The following is a 16,314-nucleotide window of genomic DNA, read 5'->3' on the forward strand; positions in this document are numbered from 1 at the left end:
CGGGACAATCCACAGAAGCTGTGGATAACTCAGTGGACAACCGCCCTCGAACTCGCTCAAAGCCCTGTGGAATGGGGCTCGCAGTCAAACTGACGATTTTTTCACCAGTAAAAAAAAGCGATGTTTTTCATTGACTTAAATTTTCGTTACAGGCAGCCATTGCGCTTGAACGTGAGATGACAGCGGGGTGACAGACTGCGCAACTAATGTGCACAAGTGCCTTTGCGACGGTTACATCCATGCACTTTTTCGGCGCATTTTTTTGTCATGCCTGGGGATAAGCCTTGGCAAACCCGGTGTTTAGACGGCTGCGTTGCTACCAACGTCGATGACCGATGGTCGGATTTTGCTCTGCTACAGGGCGTATCCATCGGAGGCAGCGCAGCTTCATACGCTTATCTACAAGGCAAAAACACCCCGATTCAGCACCTGCCGGGAAATTCTTTTTGCTAACACACTTCCCTTGGCCAGTTCAATCCGTTAGTATCCGCGGCGTTAGTACCAAGCTGAAAGTCAATTCTGGTCGAACAAATCCCCCCGGTCAGCCTTCCCGACTGAAGCCTCCACCGAACAAGCGGGATCGACCACCTCGATGGTTTCCAGGTAAATCTTGCGCCAACACAACCTTTGAATCGAAAGCAAAGGGTGTTGTTCCGCCTGCTTACTCTGCTCGAACCAACCTGCAAATTGATCAGGATCTTCACCCCGGGCCCAGAACCTTTGCCCTTGATGTGTTGCCTGCCCTCCTAAGTACCTACCTGCCAGCCCAAGCGCGCCAACTTGTCAGCGCTTCAAACTGGCTGCTTTGTTCCAGTCGGGTTCTTCGTTCGATCAATGGTGATCGGCGTTACTGGAACGTTTTAACGTTGCACGGTTCTTATCCGTGTCATATGCAGGAACACCATTAATGTCTTCTCAAATCCACACTCAGGATGCCATTCGCACCCTAACCAACGCTTTTGCTCCAATGAACTGCCTGATCATGGCCGCTCGCAAAGGCTGCTTCAGCTTCACCCTGGTCAACGAACACGGTATTGCTCGTCACAGCGAACGCCTGTACCCCGATCAATACTCCAGCGCCGAGCCGCTGCAGGCCGTGATCGAGCGTACCCGTCAGGCACTGATTGCCTGAAACGCCAGAAAGGCTGGAAACCCGAAAGCCCTGCCCGAAAAGCAGGGCTTTTTATTGCCCGATGTTTCCCTCCCCATCGAACCACGACTAAGCACGATCCGATATAACGGTTATAACTGCTCGCTGGAAATATTTTAAAAACAGGCCTTTACAGCGCGAATATGACACTACACTTCAACTCAAGCGGCTTGACCCGCTTGCGGCGAGCCTGAGTCGATTCACTGCTGCCAAGCCCCCCTTTCAGGTATCGCCGTCCAATTCAGGTTTCGAGGGTTTTATGGGTATCGCTGCCAGCGAACTGTGCCGCTACGTGATTCGTCCGACCTTGATCTACCTCGGACGTCATAGCGCTACTGCCGAATCCCTGCTGCTGGGCATTGCCGCCAGCCAGTCAGCCCTCGGTTCCGCTCTGCATGACCGCCGCGGGCACGGCCTGTACCGCATTGCCGAGCCCCGCCACCAGGCCCTTTGGGACCATTACCTGGCCCTTGATCCGGAACGTGCGAGCCTGGTCCGCGGCCTGGCCAGCCAGCATGCGTTTCTGAGTGGCCCGCACCTCGAACTGACCGTCAACCTGCGTTACGCCACAGCCATCGCCTGGCTGCTGGTGGAAGAACAGAATACCCCCCTCCCCGCCCCTGATGACTTGTTGGGTATGGCCAGAATCTGGCGCCAGACCTTTCAGCCCCAAGGGCGTCTGCGTGATTTCACCTGCGCCTGGCAAACCTGTGTTTCACCCCTGAATCAGGTAGCCTGCTGACACCTCTGGATCCAAAAATCGCGCAACACGCCGCGATTCTGGTCGGATTGTCCTACAAAACCGCTCTAAATCAAGGCATACAGCCTATGGCGCCGGGACGAAAATGTTGGTAATTTTCGCCCCGGTGATCACCCGGAGTTCTAATAATGAAAAAAGTAATGCTCAAAACCACCCTTAGCCTCGCCGTTGCCTTGGCATCCACCCAGATCTTCGCGAGTGGCTTTGCCCTCAACGAACAGAGCATCAGTGGAATGGGGACTGGTTTTGCGGGACGCTCTTCATCTGCCGATGATGCAAGCACTGTTTTTGGCAACCCTGCCGGCATGTCGCGAATCAAGCGCCAGGAAGTCACTGGCGGGATCGCAGCTATCGATGCCTCGTCTGATATCAAAGACGCCCAAGGCGCCCACCCGGGTACCAACAAAGGCGACATGGTGCCATTCACAGCCGTTCCGATGGGCTATTACGTCAAGCCGATTGATGATCACTGGGCATTCGGCCTCGGTGTCTACGCACCTTTTGGTCTGATTACCGACTATGAAAATGGCTTCCAGGGTGCCGGTTTCGGCAGCAAGAGCGAAGTCAAGGTTGTCACCTTCCAGCCTACCGTCAGCTACGCCTTTAACGACAAAGTTTCGATTGGTTTCGGCCCGACCATCAACCGCATTGGCGGCACTCTGGAGTCGGATGTACCTCTTTTTGGCGATACCCACGTCAAAATCAAAGGGGATGATGTCGCTCTTGGCTACAACTTCGGGGTCCTGGTACAAGCAACAGACACCACTCGTGTCGGCCTGACCTATCACTCGAAAGTGAAATACAAGATTGAAGGTCATACCGATATCACCGCAGGCGCAAATTCACCTTCCGCCTTCCTGAAAAGCAATCGATACGATGCTTCGCTGAAAATCGAAACACCTGAATCTGTCGACTTCTCCGTGACACAACAGCTGACGGATGCGTGGACCCTCTATGCAGGTTCCACCTGGACTCGCTGGAGCCGTTTGAAAGACATCACCGTCAACAACGACGGCGTAACAGCGGCACAAGGCGGTGCATTGTCCCCGGCCCTGTTCAGTACCATTACGGAAGAGCAGAACTGGCACGATACCTGGGCCTACGCCATCGGTACCTCCTACCAGCTGAATAAGCAGTGGGTATTGCGCACCGGCCTGAGCTTTGACCAGTCGCCTACCAACAATACCGACCGATCCCCACGTATTCCTACAGGTGACCGCACAATCTTCAGCCTTGGCGCCGGCTACAACGTCACCGATGATCTGACCATCGACGTCGCCTACTCCTACCTGAAGGAAGAAGCTGTCAAGGTGAATCACTCCAACCTGGTAGACAGTTACAGCGCCAAGTACGAAAACAGCGCCAACGGTTTCGGTGTCGGTGCGACCTACCGCTTCTGATGATTCCCGGCAAGCCTGAACCGCTCGCCATCGGAATCGAAAAAGCCCCGCTCTCCTCACGGAGGCGGGGCTTTTCATTTGCAGGAGCAGCCGGTCGACGCTCGAATGCTCGCGATGAACGCGAACGATGACGCGTGCTTACTGGATGAACGAGGCGCCTAGAGATTTTCGCGAGCAGGCTCGCTCCTACAGGTCAGGGGGTCGAAACGAGAGGTGGCGAAGCCAGGGCTTTTTCTACCGCGGCGATGAGTTCGGGATCATCCGGCTTGGTCAGGCTGGAAAAACTGGCGAGAACCTTGAACAAGTGCGTCGCCTCTTCGCCACGAACCTTTTGCGGCTCGGTCATGGTGAAGGTCACGCCATAGTTGACGTAGCAGACCTTGGCAGTCTCGGCGCCATCCTTTGACTCTTGCTTGAAGTCGTTGGACGGAACGCCAATCACCTCCAGCCCTTGACCCTTGAAGCGCTGGTTCAGCGCCTCAAGGCTTTTGAACTGCGGAGCAAAGCCACAGAAGCTTGCGGTATTGACCACCACCAACGGTTTATCGGCGAAGCGCTGGCACAAATCGATGGATTCCCTGGCATGCAACTTGGGCAAAGAGCCTTGCAAAAGATCCGGGCAATCTGCCGCTTGAGCCAACCCGGTGAACGCGACCAGTAACGCAGGAACTGCAAGCCAGCGCATCAACATGTCTGGACATCCTTGAGAAATCGTCAGGATTCGACGTTACTCGCCCCGCCATCCCCCTAGCAAGTCCCCATGCCCAACTGCAAAAGCGCCAGCCCGCCCTGATGCCAGCCCCACCACGTCAGGGCAAGCAGCAAGGTGAGGACCGCGAAAATTGTGATACGAGGCCAGAGACTGTTCATGTCGCACTCATTTGTGTTTGCAGACGCTCCACCGGCCGTTCACGCACCGGCCAGTTCAGGGCGGCAGCCAACAGACTGAGAAGAATCGCAACCTGCCAGATCAAGTCATAGCTGCCGGTACGATCGTACACCACGCCACCCAACCAGCCGCCCAGGAACGAACCGAGCTGGTGAAACAGGAAAACAATCCCACCGAGCATGGACAGGTTTCGCACGCCAAACAAGGTCGCCACCGTGCCGTTGGTCAAGGGCACCGTCGACAGCCAAAGGAAGCCCATGGCCATGCCGAACAGGTAGGCCGTGGTCGTGGTCACCGGCGCCCACAGGAACAACGCAATGACCACCGCCCGCAACAAGTACAAACCGGTGAGCAAACGCGGCTTGGACATGCGCCCGCCAAGCCACCCAGCGGTATAGGTGCCGAAAATGTTGAACAGGCCGATCAATGCCAGCACCGTGGTGCCGACCGTCGCCGGAAGATGTTGATCCACCAGATAGGCCGGCAAGTGCACCCCGATGAACACCACCTGGAATCCGCACACAAAGAAACCGAACGCCAGCAGCCAGAACCCGGAATGGGAGCAAGCCTCGCGCAGCGCTTCGCCAAGGGTTTGTTCGTGACCCAGGACGGGCAGCGGCTTGTCCTTGAGCATGCTCACCAGCGGCACAATCAACGCCACCAGCAAGCCCAGCGCCAGCAGAGCCATCGACCAGCCCAGCCATCCGATCAAACCGAGCGTGCCGGGCAACATCGCGAACTGGCCGAACGAACCGGCAGCACTGGCGATCCCCATGCCCATGCTGCGTTTTTCCGGCGGTACTGCGCGGCCAACCACCCCCAGAATCACCGAGAACGACGTACCGGACAGTCCGATGCCGATCAGCAGGCCGGCGCTCAGGGACAGGGTCACCGCCGAGTCGGAGAGCCCCATGCAAATCAGCCCCGCCGCGTACAGGACGCCACCGATCAGCACCACTTTCGCCGCGCCGAAGCGGTCGGCCAGGGCGCCGGTGAATGGCTGGGCAAGACCCCAGATCAGGTTCTGCAGGGCGATGGCGAAGGCAAAGACTTCACGGCCCCAGCCGAACTCGGCGCTCATCGGCGCCAGAAACAGCCCGAAGCCATGTCGAACGCCCAGAGACAACGCAAGGATCAGCGCACTCCCCAACAGAACCCAGCCGCATGTACGCCACATCGATGTCATTGTTGTTCTCCGGTAGCGGGTATATACCCGCTTAAGATCGAAAAAACCGGCATCACGCCAGTTCGTCCAGCAGCTTCAATAAGATTTCGCGCTTCTCGGCGCCCAGGCGATCGATCAAGCCTTGCTGCGCGGCTTCCCAGGCCGGCAAGGCAGCCTTCAAGCGCTCTGCCCCGGCCTCGGTCAGCAGGACGATACGGTTACGCATGTCCTCGCCCTCGACCAGTGTCACCAGGCCTTCACCTTCCAGCACCCGCAAATTGCGCCCCAAGGTGCTGCGATCCAGCCCCATGGCCTCGGCCAGAGTCGAGATACTCGGCTGATCCAGACGCTGCAGATTGCACAGTAAAGAATACTGGGCAACGTTGATCCCGAAGCCGTCGAGAGCGCCGTCGTAATGCCTGCTGACGCCACGGGCGGCGCGACGCAGGTTGATGCATAAACATTGGGAATCGAGCATGGTGCGTGTATATACCCGTGAGTGTGTTAAATCAAGTTACATGGTTTTTTCAGTGACTGAGCGGCGCCTGGTAGACCGCCATCGCGGGCAAGCCCGCTCCCACAGAGATTTTCGGTGTGCTCACTGTTTTGTTAACAAAACAGAAACCCTGTGGGAGCGGGCTTGCCCGCGAAGAGGCCGGAACATTCACCGACACTGCGCTCAGACCAATGCCAATCCAACCAACACCCCTGCCTCCAGCAACTCCAGCATTGCCCCTGCCGTATCGCCCGTCGCTCCACCGAGCCGCCGCAGCATCACCTGCCGTAGCCAGGCAAACCCAAGAACCGCCAACACCACCGCCACCACTCCACTCAAACCGGCAATCAGCACACAAGCCAGTGCACTGACCGCCAACACCTGCTTGCCCGCCGAACGCGGAAGATGATCGGCCAATGCCTGCCCCAGGCCACCGGCACGCACATAGGGTGTGGTCAGGAACAAACCGAGCAACGCGCTGCGACCTATCAACGGTACGATGATCAATGCCAGCGAATGCGGCTGCTCGATCAGCGCCAGCAGCGCGGTGAACTTGAGCAACAACACCAGCACCAGCGTCACCACGGCGATCGGCCCACTGCGCGGGTCTTTCATGATGGTCAGCGTGCGCTCACGGTCGCCAAAACCGCCGAGCCAGGCATCGGCGCTGTCCGCCAGGCCATCGAGATGTAACCCGCCGCTGAGCAGCACCCAAAGACTCAGCAACAACGCCGCGTGCAACAACGTCGGCGTGCCCAGCAGCAGCCAGTTGAATGCCCACAGAATGGCGCCAAAGAGTAATCCCACTAGCGGATAAAACAGCAGCGACCGCCCCAGCTCCCGGGGCTCAGGCATACCGGGCAGGCGAATCGGCAGGCTGCTGAGAAATTGCAGGGCGATCCAGAATGGCAGCATGGTCAGCGCATTTCCTTCAACAAGCCAGCAGGCTCCACGGTCAGCGAAAACAGCGCGCCATGCCCGACCTCGACGTTGAGCAGTTGCTCTCGCGGCAGTCCTCGCGCTTGCGCCAGCAATAGACGCATCACACCACCATGGCTGATCAGCAAAATGCGCTCACCGGCACAGGTCGCGTGCAAACGCTCCAGCGCTGCCAGCACCCGCGCCGAAAAGTCTGCTACCGGCTCACCCTGAGGCGGCGTGAACGAATAAGGATCGGCCCAGAACAAGCCCAGGGCCTGTGCGTCGGTTTCCATCAATGCCGCTGCGCTCTGCCCTTCCCAGGCACCGAAATGCAACTCTTGCAGGTCTTTATCCAATTGCACCGGCACACCCAGTTGTGCACCGAGTTCCTCGGCAAACCGCGCACAACGCTGCAACGGCGAACTGACCAGCCGATCCCATGGCCCCTGCCCGACCACGGCGGCGCGCATCTGCGCCCAGCCCGTATCGGTCAACGCATCATCGATGCTGCCGCGCAAGCCGCCGCCGAGTTCGGTTTCACCGTGACGCAACAGATCCACGCGCAAGGTCATGCCGGACGATCTGCCACAGCGGCTTCGGCGAAGGTCGCCATCTGCCCGTGCAGGTCGCAAGCCAGGCGCAGCAGCGGTACGGCCAATGCCGCGCCACTGCCTTCGCCCAGCCGCAGGCCGAGATCGAGCAACGGTTGCGCATTCAGGGTTTCCAGCACATGACGATGCCCCGGCTCGGCGCCGCGATGACCGAACAACAGCCACTGCCGACACTCGAGATTCAAGCGCACCGCAACCAGCGCCGCGACACTGCAAATGAAGCCGTCCACCAGCACCGCGACACCTTCCTGGGCACAGGCGAGATAGGCACCGACCAGCGCGGCGATCTCAAAACCACCGAGGTTGAACAAGGTCTGCAAGGCATCGCCACGCTGCGCGCCATGCAATGCCAGGGCGCGCTCGATCACCTGGGCTTTGTGGCTGACACCGTCGGCATTGAGCCCGGTGCCAGGCCCGGTCAAATGACCTACTGGGCAATCAAGCAGCGCACACGCCAGGGCGCTGGCGGCGGTGGTGTTACCGATGCCCATTTCTCCACCGACAAACAACTGCGCACCCGTGGCAATTGCCCGCTGCACACTGTCACGGCCGGCCTGCAAGGCAAGTTGCCCCTGGGCCGCGGTCATGGCCGGCCCCTGTACAAAATTGGCTGTGCCCGGGCCGACGTTCAGGTGGCGCACGCCCGGCAGGTTCAACGACGGCGTAACCGTGCCAAGGTCAACCACCTCGAGGGAAGCGCCCAGTTGCCGCGCCAATACGCTGATCGCTGCACCACCGCTGACGAAGTTGAGCAGCATCTGCCCGGTGACTTCCTGGGGAAACGCCGACACGCCCTCGGCGACGACGCCATGGTCGCCGGCAAAAATCGCTATCCACACCTGCTCCAGACTCGGCTTGACCTGCCCCTGCAATCCCGCCAGTTGCACCGCCACCGATTCCAGCTGACCGAGGGAGCCGGCCGGTTTGGTCAGTTGCTGTTGCCGCGCCTGCGCCTGTTCGACCACTTGGGTATCGACCGGCTTGCACGGGTTCAGCCACCAGGATTGAGTCATAACGCAGTTCCTTTCAGAGTCAGGGGAAGGCCGGCGACGGTCAGGACGACACGCTGACAGCGCTCAGCCAGAGCTTGATGCAGCCAACCGGCTTCATCGACATAGCGGCGAGTCAATTCGCCCAGCGGCACGACGCCCATTCCGGTCTCGTTGCTGACAAAAATGATTTCACCCGGCAACGACGCCAGGCAGTCCAGCAGGGCATCACGCTCGGCGGTCAGGCGATCGGCATCGTCGAGCATCAGCAGATTGGTCAGCCACAGGGTCAGGCAATCCACCAGCAGGCAGCGGTCGGCGCGGGCGGACTCACGCAGCACCCGGGCCAGCTCGACAGGTTCTTCGATCAATGCCCATTCGGCAGGACGACGAGCGCGGTGATGGGCCACCCGCTCGCTCATTTCTCCGTCCAGTGGCTGGCTGGTAGCGATATAGGTGACGGCCAAAGCGCTGTCGATGGCGAGTTTTTCAGCCAGGCGACTCTTGCCGGAGCGGGCGCCGCCGAGGATCAGTTGAAGCATGGTTGTTTTCCTTGAAATTTTCGGTGAGGCGACTGGCCTCATCGCGGGCAAGCCCGCTCCCACAGGGTTAGGAGGTGTACTCACATTTCATGATCAACCCAAATCTCTGTGGGAGCGGCGGTGCGGCGATCCGACTTGCCCGCGATGAGGCAATGGCAGGCACCTCAAATCCCGCAAAGCCGCCGCAATAGCCCGGTATCCAGATGCTTCTCCACCAGATCCGCCAGCCGCTCGATATCACGCTCGCGCAAGGCGTGGTAATCCACGTCCTGTACATCTTGCAAACCGGCCCAGCGCAACAGCACACTGCACGCCGCCGGCGATTCGAACAGGCCGTGCAGGTAGGTGCCGAAAATCTGCCCGTCAGCACTTTGCGCACCATCACAGCGGCCGTCATCCAGTTGCACAGCGGCGTTTTCCAGCGCCGGCCCGGAGGTCACGCCAGCATGAATTTCATAGCCTGATACCGGCGCATCCTCCAGCGCCAGGCGACCACGCACATTGCGCAGCTGCTTCTCTTGTTCGAGCTGGGTCTGGAACGCCAGCAGACCCAGACCGGCGCTGGAACCCGGTGCACCTTCGAGGCCCAGGGGGTCATGCACTTGCTCGCCGAGCATCTGCAGGCCACCACAGATCCCCAGCAGTTTTCCGCCGTAACGCAGATGCCGGGCGATGGCGGTTTCCCAGCCGCTGGCGCGCAGGTGCGCGAGGTCGCTGCGCACACTTTTCGAGCCAGGAAGAATGATCAGGTCGGCGGGCGGAATCGCCTGGCCGGGGCCGATGAATTGCAGATCCACTTGCGGATGCAGGCGCAGCGGATCGAAATCGGTGTGATTGCTGATGCGCGGCAGCACCGGCACCACCACCCTCAGCACCTGTTCGGCTTTATCGGTCTGGCGTTGATCGATGCCGTCCTCGGCCTCCAGGTGCAGGTCCATCACGTACGGCAGCACGCCGATCACCGGTTTGCCGGTGCGCTCTTCGAGCCAGTCGAGACCGGGTTGCAGTAACGCGATGTCGCCACGAAAACGATTGATGACGAACCCTTTGACCCGCGCCTGCTCGCTCGGCGACAGCAGTTCGAGGGTGCCCACCAGATGGGCGAAAACCCCGCCACGATTGATATCGGCGATCAGCACGACCGGGCAATCCACCGCTTCGGCAAAGCCCATGTTGGCGATATCGCCGGCGCGCAAATTGATTTCTGCCGGCGAGCCCGCACCCTCGACCATCACCAGCGGATACGCCGCGCTCAAGCGCTCGTGGGAGGCCAGCACCGCTTGCATGGCGATGGTTTTGTAGTCGTGATAGGCGACGGCGTTCATGGTCGTGACGGCGCGGCCATGAATGATCACCTGGGCACCGGTGTCACTGTTGGGCTTGAGCAATACCGGGTTCATGTCGGTGTGCGGTTCGAGGTGCGCGGCCTGGGCCTGTACCGCCTGGGCGCGGCCAATCTCGCCACCGTCGGCGGTCACCGCACTGTTGAGGGCCATGTTCTGTGGTTTGAACGGCACCACCCCTACGCCCTGACGTGTGACCCAGCGGCACAGCGCGGTCACCAGCGTACTTTTACCGGCATCCGATGTGGTGCCCTGCACCATCAGCGTGGTCATTGGTTTTCCTTGGCGAATTCATCGAACGCCTGCGCCAGTCGCACCCAGGCGATTTCATCACCCGGCAAGCCGAATCGCAGGCTGCTGTTGTGCGTGAACAACCGCAGGAGAATGCCGCGCCGGGCCATGAATTCATGCAATTCTTCGGCGCGCTCGGTGATCAGCCACTGGAACAGCGCACAACCGCCCTGCGGCTGGAACCCGTGTTGCTCCAGCAACGACGCCAGGCGCTCGCTGGCCGCTTCGGCGCGCACTCGTTGCCGCGTCTGCCCTTCGGTATCGCGCAGACAGGCCTGGCCCACTACCCGGGTTGCCCCGCTCACGGCCCACGGCCCCACTTGTTCAGCCAGCAGCTTGAGCAACTTGCGCTCGGCCAGCACAAACCCCAGGCGCACACCGGCCAGGCCGAAAAACTTGCCGAACGAGCGCAAAACAATCAGCCCGACTTGATGGGCAAACGGAGCCACGCTCAGTTGTGGCGTGTTATCCATGAACGCTTCGTCCACGACCAGCCAGCCACCGCGCTGGGCCAGCCGCGCATGCCAGTCGAGCAGGCGACTGGGGGTCAGGCTCAGGCCCGTAGGGTTATTCGGATTGACCACCACCAGCACATCGAAACTGTCGATAAAGAAGTCGACTTCATGCTCCAGCACTTCACGCACGATGTAGCCGTTGCGACGCCACGCTTCGGCGTGCTCGGCATAACACGGCGACAACACGCCGACCTTGCCCGCCCGACGCAATCGCGGCAGCAATTGAATCGCCATTTGCGAGCCGGCCACCGGCAATGCCTGCAAGGTGCCGTAGTAATCACAGGCGGCCTGCTCCAGACCGTCGTCCGCCTCCGGCAAACGGGCCCAGGCCCGCAGCGGAATCTCCGGCACCGGGAACGGCCAAGGCGCAAGGCCCGTGGACAGGTCCAGCCAGTCGGCTTCATCTATGCCGTATTCGAGCGCGGCCTTGCGCAGTCGCCCACCGTGCTCAAGCATAAAGTTCGGCCCCCAGGCAGAGAATCAGCAACCACAACCATACCCCGCGCTGGACCAATTGCCAGCCCCGGTCAATGGAATCGGCATCCGCCGGCACGCCTTCGCCCAACTGCGGACGCTGATGCAGTTCGCCGTGATAAATCGCCGCCCCGCCCAGTTCGACGCCGAGGGCTCCCGCCCCTGCCGCCATCACCGGACCAGCGTTCGGGCTGTCCCAGGTCGGGCCCTGGGTGCGCCAGCATTTCAATGCCAGCCGGGTTTTGCCCAACAGCGCGTAGGTCAGTGCCACCAGACGCGCAGGAATGTAATTGAGCACGTCGTCGACCTTCGCCGCCGCCCAGCCGAACCGTTCGAAGCGCTCATTGCGATAGCCCCACATCGCATCCAGCGTATTGCTCAGGCGGTAGAGCACCACGCCCGGCGCACCGGCCACGGCAAACCAGAACAACGCCGCGAACACCGCGTCGCTACCATTTTCCAGTACCGACTCGGTGGCGGCACGGGCGACTTCGGTTTTATCCAGATCACTGGTTTTACGACTGACCAGATAACTCACGCGTTTGCGTGCTTCATCAAGATCATCGCCGCGCAAGGCCTTGGCTACAGGCGTGACATGTTCACCGAGGCTACGCATGCCGAGGGCGCAATAGAGCGCGAGAATCTCGACAATCCAGCCGATATAAGGTGCCCAGGAAAATGCCGTGACCAATAGCGTCAGCGGCAACACGGCAATCACCCACGCGGTGACGCCATGGCTGCGCCAGCCGCGACCGTCGCCATTGAAACGTTGCTCGATGCGGTCGGCAAAACGGCCGAACGCCACCAGCGGATGCCAGCGTTTGGGTTCGCCCAGCAGCGCATCCAGCGCCACCGCGGCGACACTCAATAACGCCACACTCATTGACTCACTCCCCAATAGTTTTCATACAACAATTCATGCAGTGGACGCGCCTGCGCCCAGCCTTCGAGCACCAGCATCGGCGCCGGATAGAATTCCTTGACCGGCCCCAGGCACAGCACCGCCAGCGGTTTGGCTCCCGACGGCAACTTCAACAAATCGGCCAGGGCTTGCGGCTCGAACAGCGACACCCAACCCATACCCAGCCCTTCCGCGCGGGACGCCAGCCACAGGTTCTGGATCGCACAGGACAGCGAAGCCATGTCCATTTCCGGCAACGTGCGGCGGCCGAAGATATGCCGTTCGCGGTCGTCCATCAGCGCGGCGACCAGTACCTCGGCGCAATCGTGGATGCCTTCCACCTTGAGCGTCATGAACTCATCGCTGCGCTCGCCGAGGGCTTCGGCAGTACGGACGCGTTCTTCTTCCACCAGGGCCTGGATTTGCTCGCGCAAGGCGCGATCACTGATGCGGATGAAGCGCCAGGGTTGCATCAGGCCGACACTGGGCGCCTGGTGTGCAGCCTCGAGCAGACGCTGGAGCAATTCGGGCTCGACGGTGCCGCCGCTGAAGTGGCGCATGTCGCGGCGCTCGGCGATGGCGCGATAGACCGCTGCGCGCTCGACTTCGGAGAATGCGTTGTCGGTCATGGACTCTTCGCGAGCAGGCTCGCTCCCACAGGGTTTTGGTCAGGCGCAAACAATGCGGCAATCGCCGAGGGGTTGGACGGAAAATAAAAGTGCACGTAAGAAGCGGTCATCCGCCCTTCACGGTAAACCGCCTCCGCTCCGCGCCCGCCGTTAGGGCTCAAGCCACGGGCAATCGGTGCCAGTTCGGTGGTGGTCAGCGAATGGTGATAGGTGTGCCCGCGCAGCGAACCTTCCGGCAACTCCACCGCTTGCAACGCCAGCGCTGCCAGACGCTTTTGCATGACCGCATCACCGGTCAGCAAGCCAACCAGTTCGGCGCGAGTGCCCTCGACATCGGTCAGGGAATCGAGCAGATACAGCATGCCACCACACTCGGCGAGCAACGGTTTGCCGGCGGCGTGGTGCGCGCGGATCGCGTCGAGCATCGCGGTATTTTGCGCCAGCGCAACATGGTGCAGTTCCGGGTAACCACCCGGCAGATACAGGCTGTCCGCCTCCGGCAACGCACGGTCGCGGATCGGCGAGAAGAACGACAACTCGGCGCCCATTGCCCGCAGCAAATCCAGGCTCGCGCCGTAGGTGAACGCAAAGGCTTCATCACGGGCGACGGCAATGCGCACACCGGCCAGCAGCGGTTCGACTGCGATGGCATCGGGGGCGGCGAACTCGACCGCCGGTGGCAGCTCGACCTCGCAACTGCTGGCCAGGGCATCGGCTGCCGCATCGAGGCGCAGGTCGAGATCGTTCAACTCACTGGCCTGCACCAGCCCAAGGTGTCGGCTCGGCAATTCGATCCCGGTTTCCCGGGACAGCGCGCCGTACCAGCGCAAACCTTCCGTTAGGCTGCCTTCGAGCAGTTGCGCGTGGCGCAGCGTGCCGACACGATTGGCCAGCACGCCGGCGAACGGCAAGTCCGGCTGATAACGCGCCAGCCCCAGGGCCAGTGCTCCAAAGGTCTGGGCCATGGCGGTGCCATCGATCACGCCCAATACCGGGACACCGAAATGCCGCGCCAGATCGGCGCTCGACGGCGTACCGTCGAACAGCCCCATGACGCCTTCGATCAGGATCAGGTCGGCTTCAGCGGCGGCTTCCCACAGCAGTCGACGACTCTCCTGCTCGCCGACCATCCACATGTCCAGTTGATACACCGGCGCACCGCTGGCGCGCTCGAGGATCATCGGATCGAGAAAATCGGGGCCGCACTTGAACACGCGAACCTTGCGCCCCTGATTGCGATGCAATCGGGCCAACGCGGCAGTAACGGTGGTCTTGCCCTGGCCGGAGGCCGGCGCGGCAATCAGTACCGCCGGACAGTGCCGAGGCTGACTCACAATTCGACGCCTTTCTGCGCTTTGATCCCGGCTTGAAAGGCGTGTTTGATCATGCCCATTTCGGTGACGGTGTCGGCCATCTCGATCATTTCCGGCTTGGCGGCACGACCGGTGACCACCACGTGTTGCATCGGTGGCCGGGACTGCAGGTCGCTGAGCACCTGATCGAGATCGAGGTAGCCGTGCTTGAGGGCGATGTTGAGCTCATCCAGCACCACCAGACCGATGGAAGGATCACGCAGCAGTTCCTGCGACACCGCCCAGGCGGCCTCGGCGGCGGCGATGTCGCGCTGACGATCCTGGGTTTCCCAGGTAAAACCTTCGCCCATCACATGAAAACGCACCTGCTCGGGAAAGCGTCGGAAGAACAACTCTTCGCCCGTGCTGCTGCGGCCCTTGATGAACTGCACCACGCCGCATTGCATGCCGTGCCCCAAGGCGCGGGCGAGCATGCCGAAGGCCGAACTGCTCTTGCCTTTACCGTTGCCGGTCAGCACCAGCAACAGGCCGCACTCGTTCGGGGAATTGGCGATGCGCTCGTCAATCACGGCTTTTTTGCGCTGCATGCGCGCCAGGTGGCGTTCGTCACGATCAGGGGTATCAGTCATGGGGGAGCTCTCCGTTGAGGCTGGAATAACGGCGGGCAGGCACAACAATAGAAGGCAAAAAGCCTGGCATCGCCCACCGTGATGCCGCTGGATGAATCAGGCCGGTCTCCGGGCTCATGAGTGGCGCAGGGCCAGACTGTGCGCCTTCCCGCATCGAATCGACACAGTGGCACCAGACACAGTTTTCACTCATTTACCGTTGCGGGGGCAGCGCCGGAATTGCGGGCCTTCGACCAACAGAAGAACTCACTCACCGGCTTCCCTGTTTCACTCTGTCGACCCGAGCCACAGAGCACCTGAAACAAGCCGCGAAGGTTAGAGGGTTGGGGGTGGAGCGTCAATTAAAGCCGGGAGGCCACCTGCCGAATAACTGCTGACAATCAATAAACTGACGTCAATCTTGTGCCACGCCCCCAGCAGTGATATCAAAGAGCCATAACCCCACAACACAACAACAAGGGTGAGCCCATGCAAGGCATGATCATCAGCAATCCAAAGCTGGAATTCCTGCGCCCGGTGCTCGAGCGCTGGTTCGAATGCATCGACCGCTATAACGCCGTCCGCGGTGATGGCGACACACCGTACTGGCACGACGAAAAAGCCAATCTCGGACTGCTGTCTGCCGCCGCCTGGATGGCCGGGATGGTCACGCTGCAACAGACGCCAACCCGTAAACAGACCGAAGAAGGCGAACGCAACAGCCGCGCCGACCTGTTCCTCGCCTCACCCGAGACCCGCGCCTACATCCAGACCAGCCAGCGCTGGCCACGGGTCAACAGCCTGAATCTGAACCAGGCCCTGCTCGACATCGCCAGCGACGCGAAGCGAGTGAGCCATGCCAGCGACCTGAAGCTCGGCTGCCTGTTTGTCGCCCCGCAAAAAGCCCAGCAAGGCGCTACGCCGGAAGAACTCCAGGACATGGTCGACGACCTGCAAAAGGAACACACCTGCGCTGTCGCCTGGTACTTCCCTTACGCCTATCGCAAGTTGCGCAATGAAGCCGGCAACTATCACCCCGGCATTGCCGTGCTGTTCAAGGAGGCTCGCGGTTGAGGGGTTGAACCATCGGACGACAACGCTTCTCTATGATTAGAACAAGGCATTCATAGGGAACACCAGCATGCACACGCCCCCGCTCGTTCTCGTTATCGCGCTCTGCGGAGGGCTCGCCGCTTGTGGCGAGACCTCCAGGCTGCAAGTCTCCGACGGCACCGGCCCGTCACCTCAACTACCAGAACCCAACAAGACCCTGGTTCCGACCGTGAACATTGCACCTGCCATTGGCTGGCCGGAGGG

At 60.8% G+C, this 16,314-nt stretch carries 17 protein-coding genes, 1 pseudogene and 1 riboswitch; of the genes and pseudogenes, 5 read left to right on the plus strand and 13 right to left on the minus strand.

What is annotated here, in order from left to right; translation table 11 throughout:
- Positions 1 to 907: 907 nt before the first annotated feature.
- The 3 genes from PMI29_RS08150 to PMI29_RS08140 all read left to right on the plus strand — a co-directional run bounded on the left by PMI29_RS08150 (position 908) and on the right by PMI29_RS08140 (position 3,310).
- Positions 908 to 1,132 carry a hypothetical protein gene (locus PMI29_RS08150; RefSeq protein ID WP_008001244.1) on the plus strand — a complete coding sequence of 75 codons (225 nt, stop codon included), beginning with the start codon at positions 908 to 910 and terminating at the stop codon, positions 1,130 to 1,132.
- 277 nt (positions 1,133 to 1,409) lie between these two features.
- Positions 1,410 to 1,892, plus strand: coding sequence for a hypothetical protein (locus PMI29_RS08145; RefSeq protein WP_007984504.1), 483 nt, complete (start codon positions 1,410 to 1,412; stop codon positions 1,890 to 1,892).
- A gap of 146 nt (positions 1,893 to 2,038) precedes the next feature.
- Positions 2,039 to 3,310, plus strand: coding sequence for an OmpP1/FadL family transporter (locus tag PMI29_RS08140; RefSeq protein WP_008001246.1), 1,272 nt, complete (start codon positions 2,039 to 2,041; stop codon positions 3,308 to 3,310).
- A gap of 193 nt (positions 3,311 to 3,503) precedes the next feature.
- On the opposite strand, the gene PMI29_RS08135 is transcribed toward PMI29_RS08140, so the two are convergent.
- The 13 genes from PMI29_RS08135 to cobO form a co-directional block, all read right to left on the minus strand.
- A complete protein-coding gene (locus PMI29_RS08135; RefSeq protein WP_008001248.1) occupies positions 3,504 to 4,001 on the minus strand; it encodes a glutathione peroxidase in 498 nt (165 codons plus the stop codon).
- Positions 4,002 to 4,176: 175 nt separating this feature from the next.
- Positions 4,177 to 5,385 (minus strand): MFS transporter, encoded by a 1,209-nt coding sequence (locus tag PMI29_RS08130; protein ID WP_008001252.1) that lies wholly within the window; start codon positions 5,383 to 5,385, stop codon positions 4,177 to 4,179.
- Positions 5,386 to 5,437: 52 nt separating this feature from the next.
- Positions 5,438 to 5,842: a MarR family winged helix-turn-helix transcriptional regulator gene (locus PMI29_RS08125; RefSeq protein ID WP_008001254.1), complete on the minus strand. Its 405-nt coding sequence runs from the start codon at positions 5,840 to 5,842 to the stop codon at positions 5,438 to 5,440.
- A 201-nt stretch (positions 5,843 to 6,043) separates the two neighbouring features.
- Positions 6,044 to 6,775, minus strand: a complete 732-nt coding sequence (locus PMI29_RS08120) for an adenosylcobinamide-GDP ribazoletransferase (protein ID WP_008001256.1) — start codon at positions 6,773 to 6,775, stop codon at positions 6,044 to 6,046.
- Between the two features lie 2 nt (positions 6,776 to 6,777).
- Positions 6,778 to 7,353 (minus strand): alpha-ribazole phosphatase family protein, encoded by a 576-nt coding sequence (gene cobC, locus PMI29_RS08115; protein WP_008001258.1) that lies wholly within the window; start codon positions 7,351 to 7,353, stop codon positions 6,778 to 6,780.
- Positions 7,350 to 8,405: a nicotinate-nucleotide--dimethylbenzimidazole phosphoribosyltransferase gene (gene cobT, locus PMI29_RS08110; RefSeq protein WP_008001260.1), complete on the minus strand. Its 1,056-nt coding sequence runs from the start codon at positions 8,403 to 8,405 to the stop codon at positions 7,350 to 7,352. Before cobT ends, cobC begins: the two co-directional genes overlap by 4 nt.
- Positions 8,402 to 8,923, minus strand: a complete 522-nt coding sequence (gene cobU / locus PMI29_RS08105) for a bifunctional adenosylcobinamide kinase/adenosylcobinamide-phosphate guanylyltransferase (protein ID WP_008001263.1) — start codon at positions 8,921 to 8,923, stop codon at positions 8,402 to 8,404. The genes cobT and cobU overlap by 4 nt, the downstream gene beginning before the upstream one ends.
- A 164-nt stretch (positions 8,924 to 9,087) precedes the next feature.
- Entirely contained in the window at positions 9,088 to 10,539 is a 1,452-nt protein-coding gene (locus tag PMI29_RS08100) for a cobyric acid synthase (RefSeq protein WP_008001264.1), read from the minus strand.
- Positions 10,536 to 11,528: a threonine-phosphate decarboxylase CobD gene (gene cobD / locus PMI29_RS08095; protein ID WP_008001266.1), complete on the minus strand. Its 993-nt coding sequence runs from the start codon at positions 11,526 to 11,528 to the stop codon at positions 10,536 to 10,538. The genes PMI29_RS08100 and cobD overlap by 4 nt, the downstream gene beginning before the upstream one ends.
- Positions 11,521 to 12,429 carry an adenosylcobinamide-phosphate synthase CbiB gene (cbiB, locus tag PMI29_RS08090; RefSeq protein ID WP_008001268.1) on the minus strand — a complete coding sequence of 303 codons (909 nt, stop codon included), beginning with the start codon at positions 12,427 to 12,429 and terminating at the stop codon, positions 11,521 to 11,523. The genes cobD and cbiB overlap by 8 nt, the downstream gene beginning before the upstream one ends.
- Positions 12,426 to 13,076 (minus strand): 5,6-dimethylbenzimidazole synthase, encoded by a 651-nt coding sequence (gene bluB / locus PMI29_RS08085; RefSeq protein ID WP_008001269.1) that lies wholly within the window; start codon positions 13,074 to 13,076, stop codon positions 12,426 to 12,428. The genes cbiB and bluB overlap by 4 nt, the downstream gene beginning before the upstream one ends.
- Positions 13,073 to 14,410, minus strand: a complete 1,338-nt coding sequence (locus PMI29_RS08080) for a cobyrinate a,c-diamide synthase (protein WP_008001271.1) — start codon at positions 14,408 to 14,410, stop codon at positions 13,073 to 13,075. Before PMI29_RS08080 ends, bluB begins: the two co-directional genes overlap by 4 nt.
- The gene (gene cobO / locus PMI29_RS08075; RefSeq protein WP_008001272.1) at positions 14,407 to 15,018 is read right to left on the minus strand and encodes a cob(I)yrinic acid a,c-diamide adenosyltransferase; all 612 of its coding nucleotides are present in this window, start codon (positions 15,016 to 15,018) and stop codon (positions 14,407 to 14,409) included. The genes PMI29_RS08080 and cobO overlap by 4 nt, the downstream gene beginning before the upstream one ends.
- A gap of 82 nt (positions 15,019 to 15,100) precedes the next feature.
- Positions 15,101 to 15,333: riboswitch (cobalamin riboswitch) on the minus strand.
- 153 nt (positions 15,334 to 15,486) lie between these two features.
- On the opposite strand from cobO, the gene PMI29_RS08070 reads away from it, so the two are divergent.
- Both PMI29_RS08070 and PMI29_RS32710 read left to right on the plus strand, forming a co-directional pair.
- Entirely contained in the window at positions 15,487 to 16,071 is a 585-nt protein-coding gene (locus PMI29_RS08070; RefSeq protein ID WP_008001274.1) for a hypothetical protein, read from the plus strand.
- A gap of 67 nt (positions 16,072 to 16,138) precedes the next feature.
- Positions 16,139 to 16,314, plus strand: a pseudogene (locus tag PMI29_RS32710) (sorbosone dehydrogenase family protein); the annotation flags it as partial.

It is taken from the genome of Pseudomonas sp. GM49, from assembly GCF_000282355.1.
Lineage (GTDB): Bacteria > Pseudomonadota > Gammaproteobacteria > Pseudomonadales > Pseudomonadaceae > Aquipseudomonas.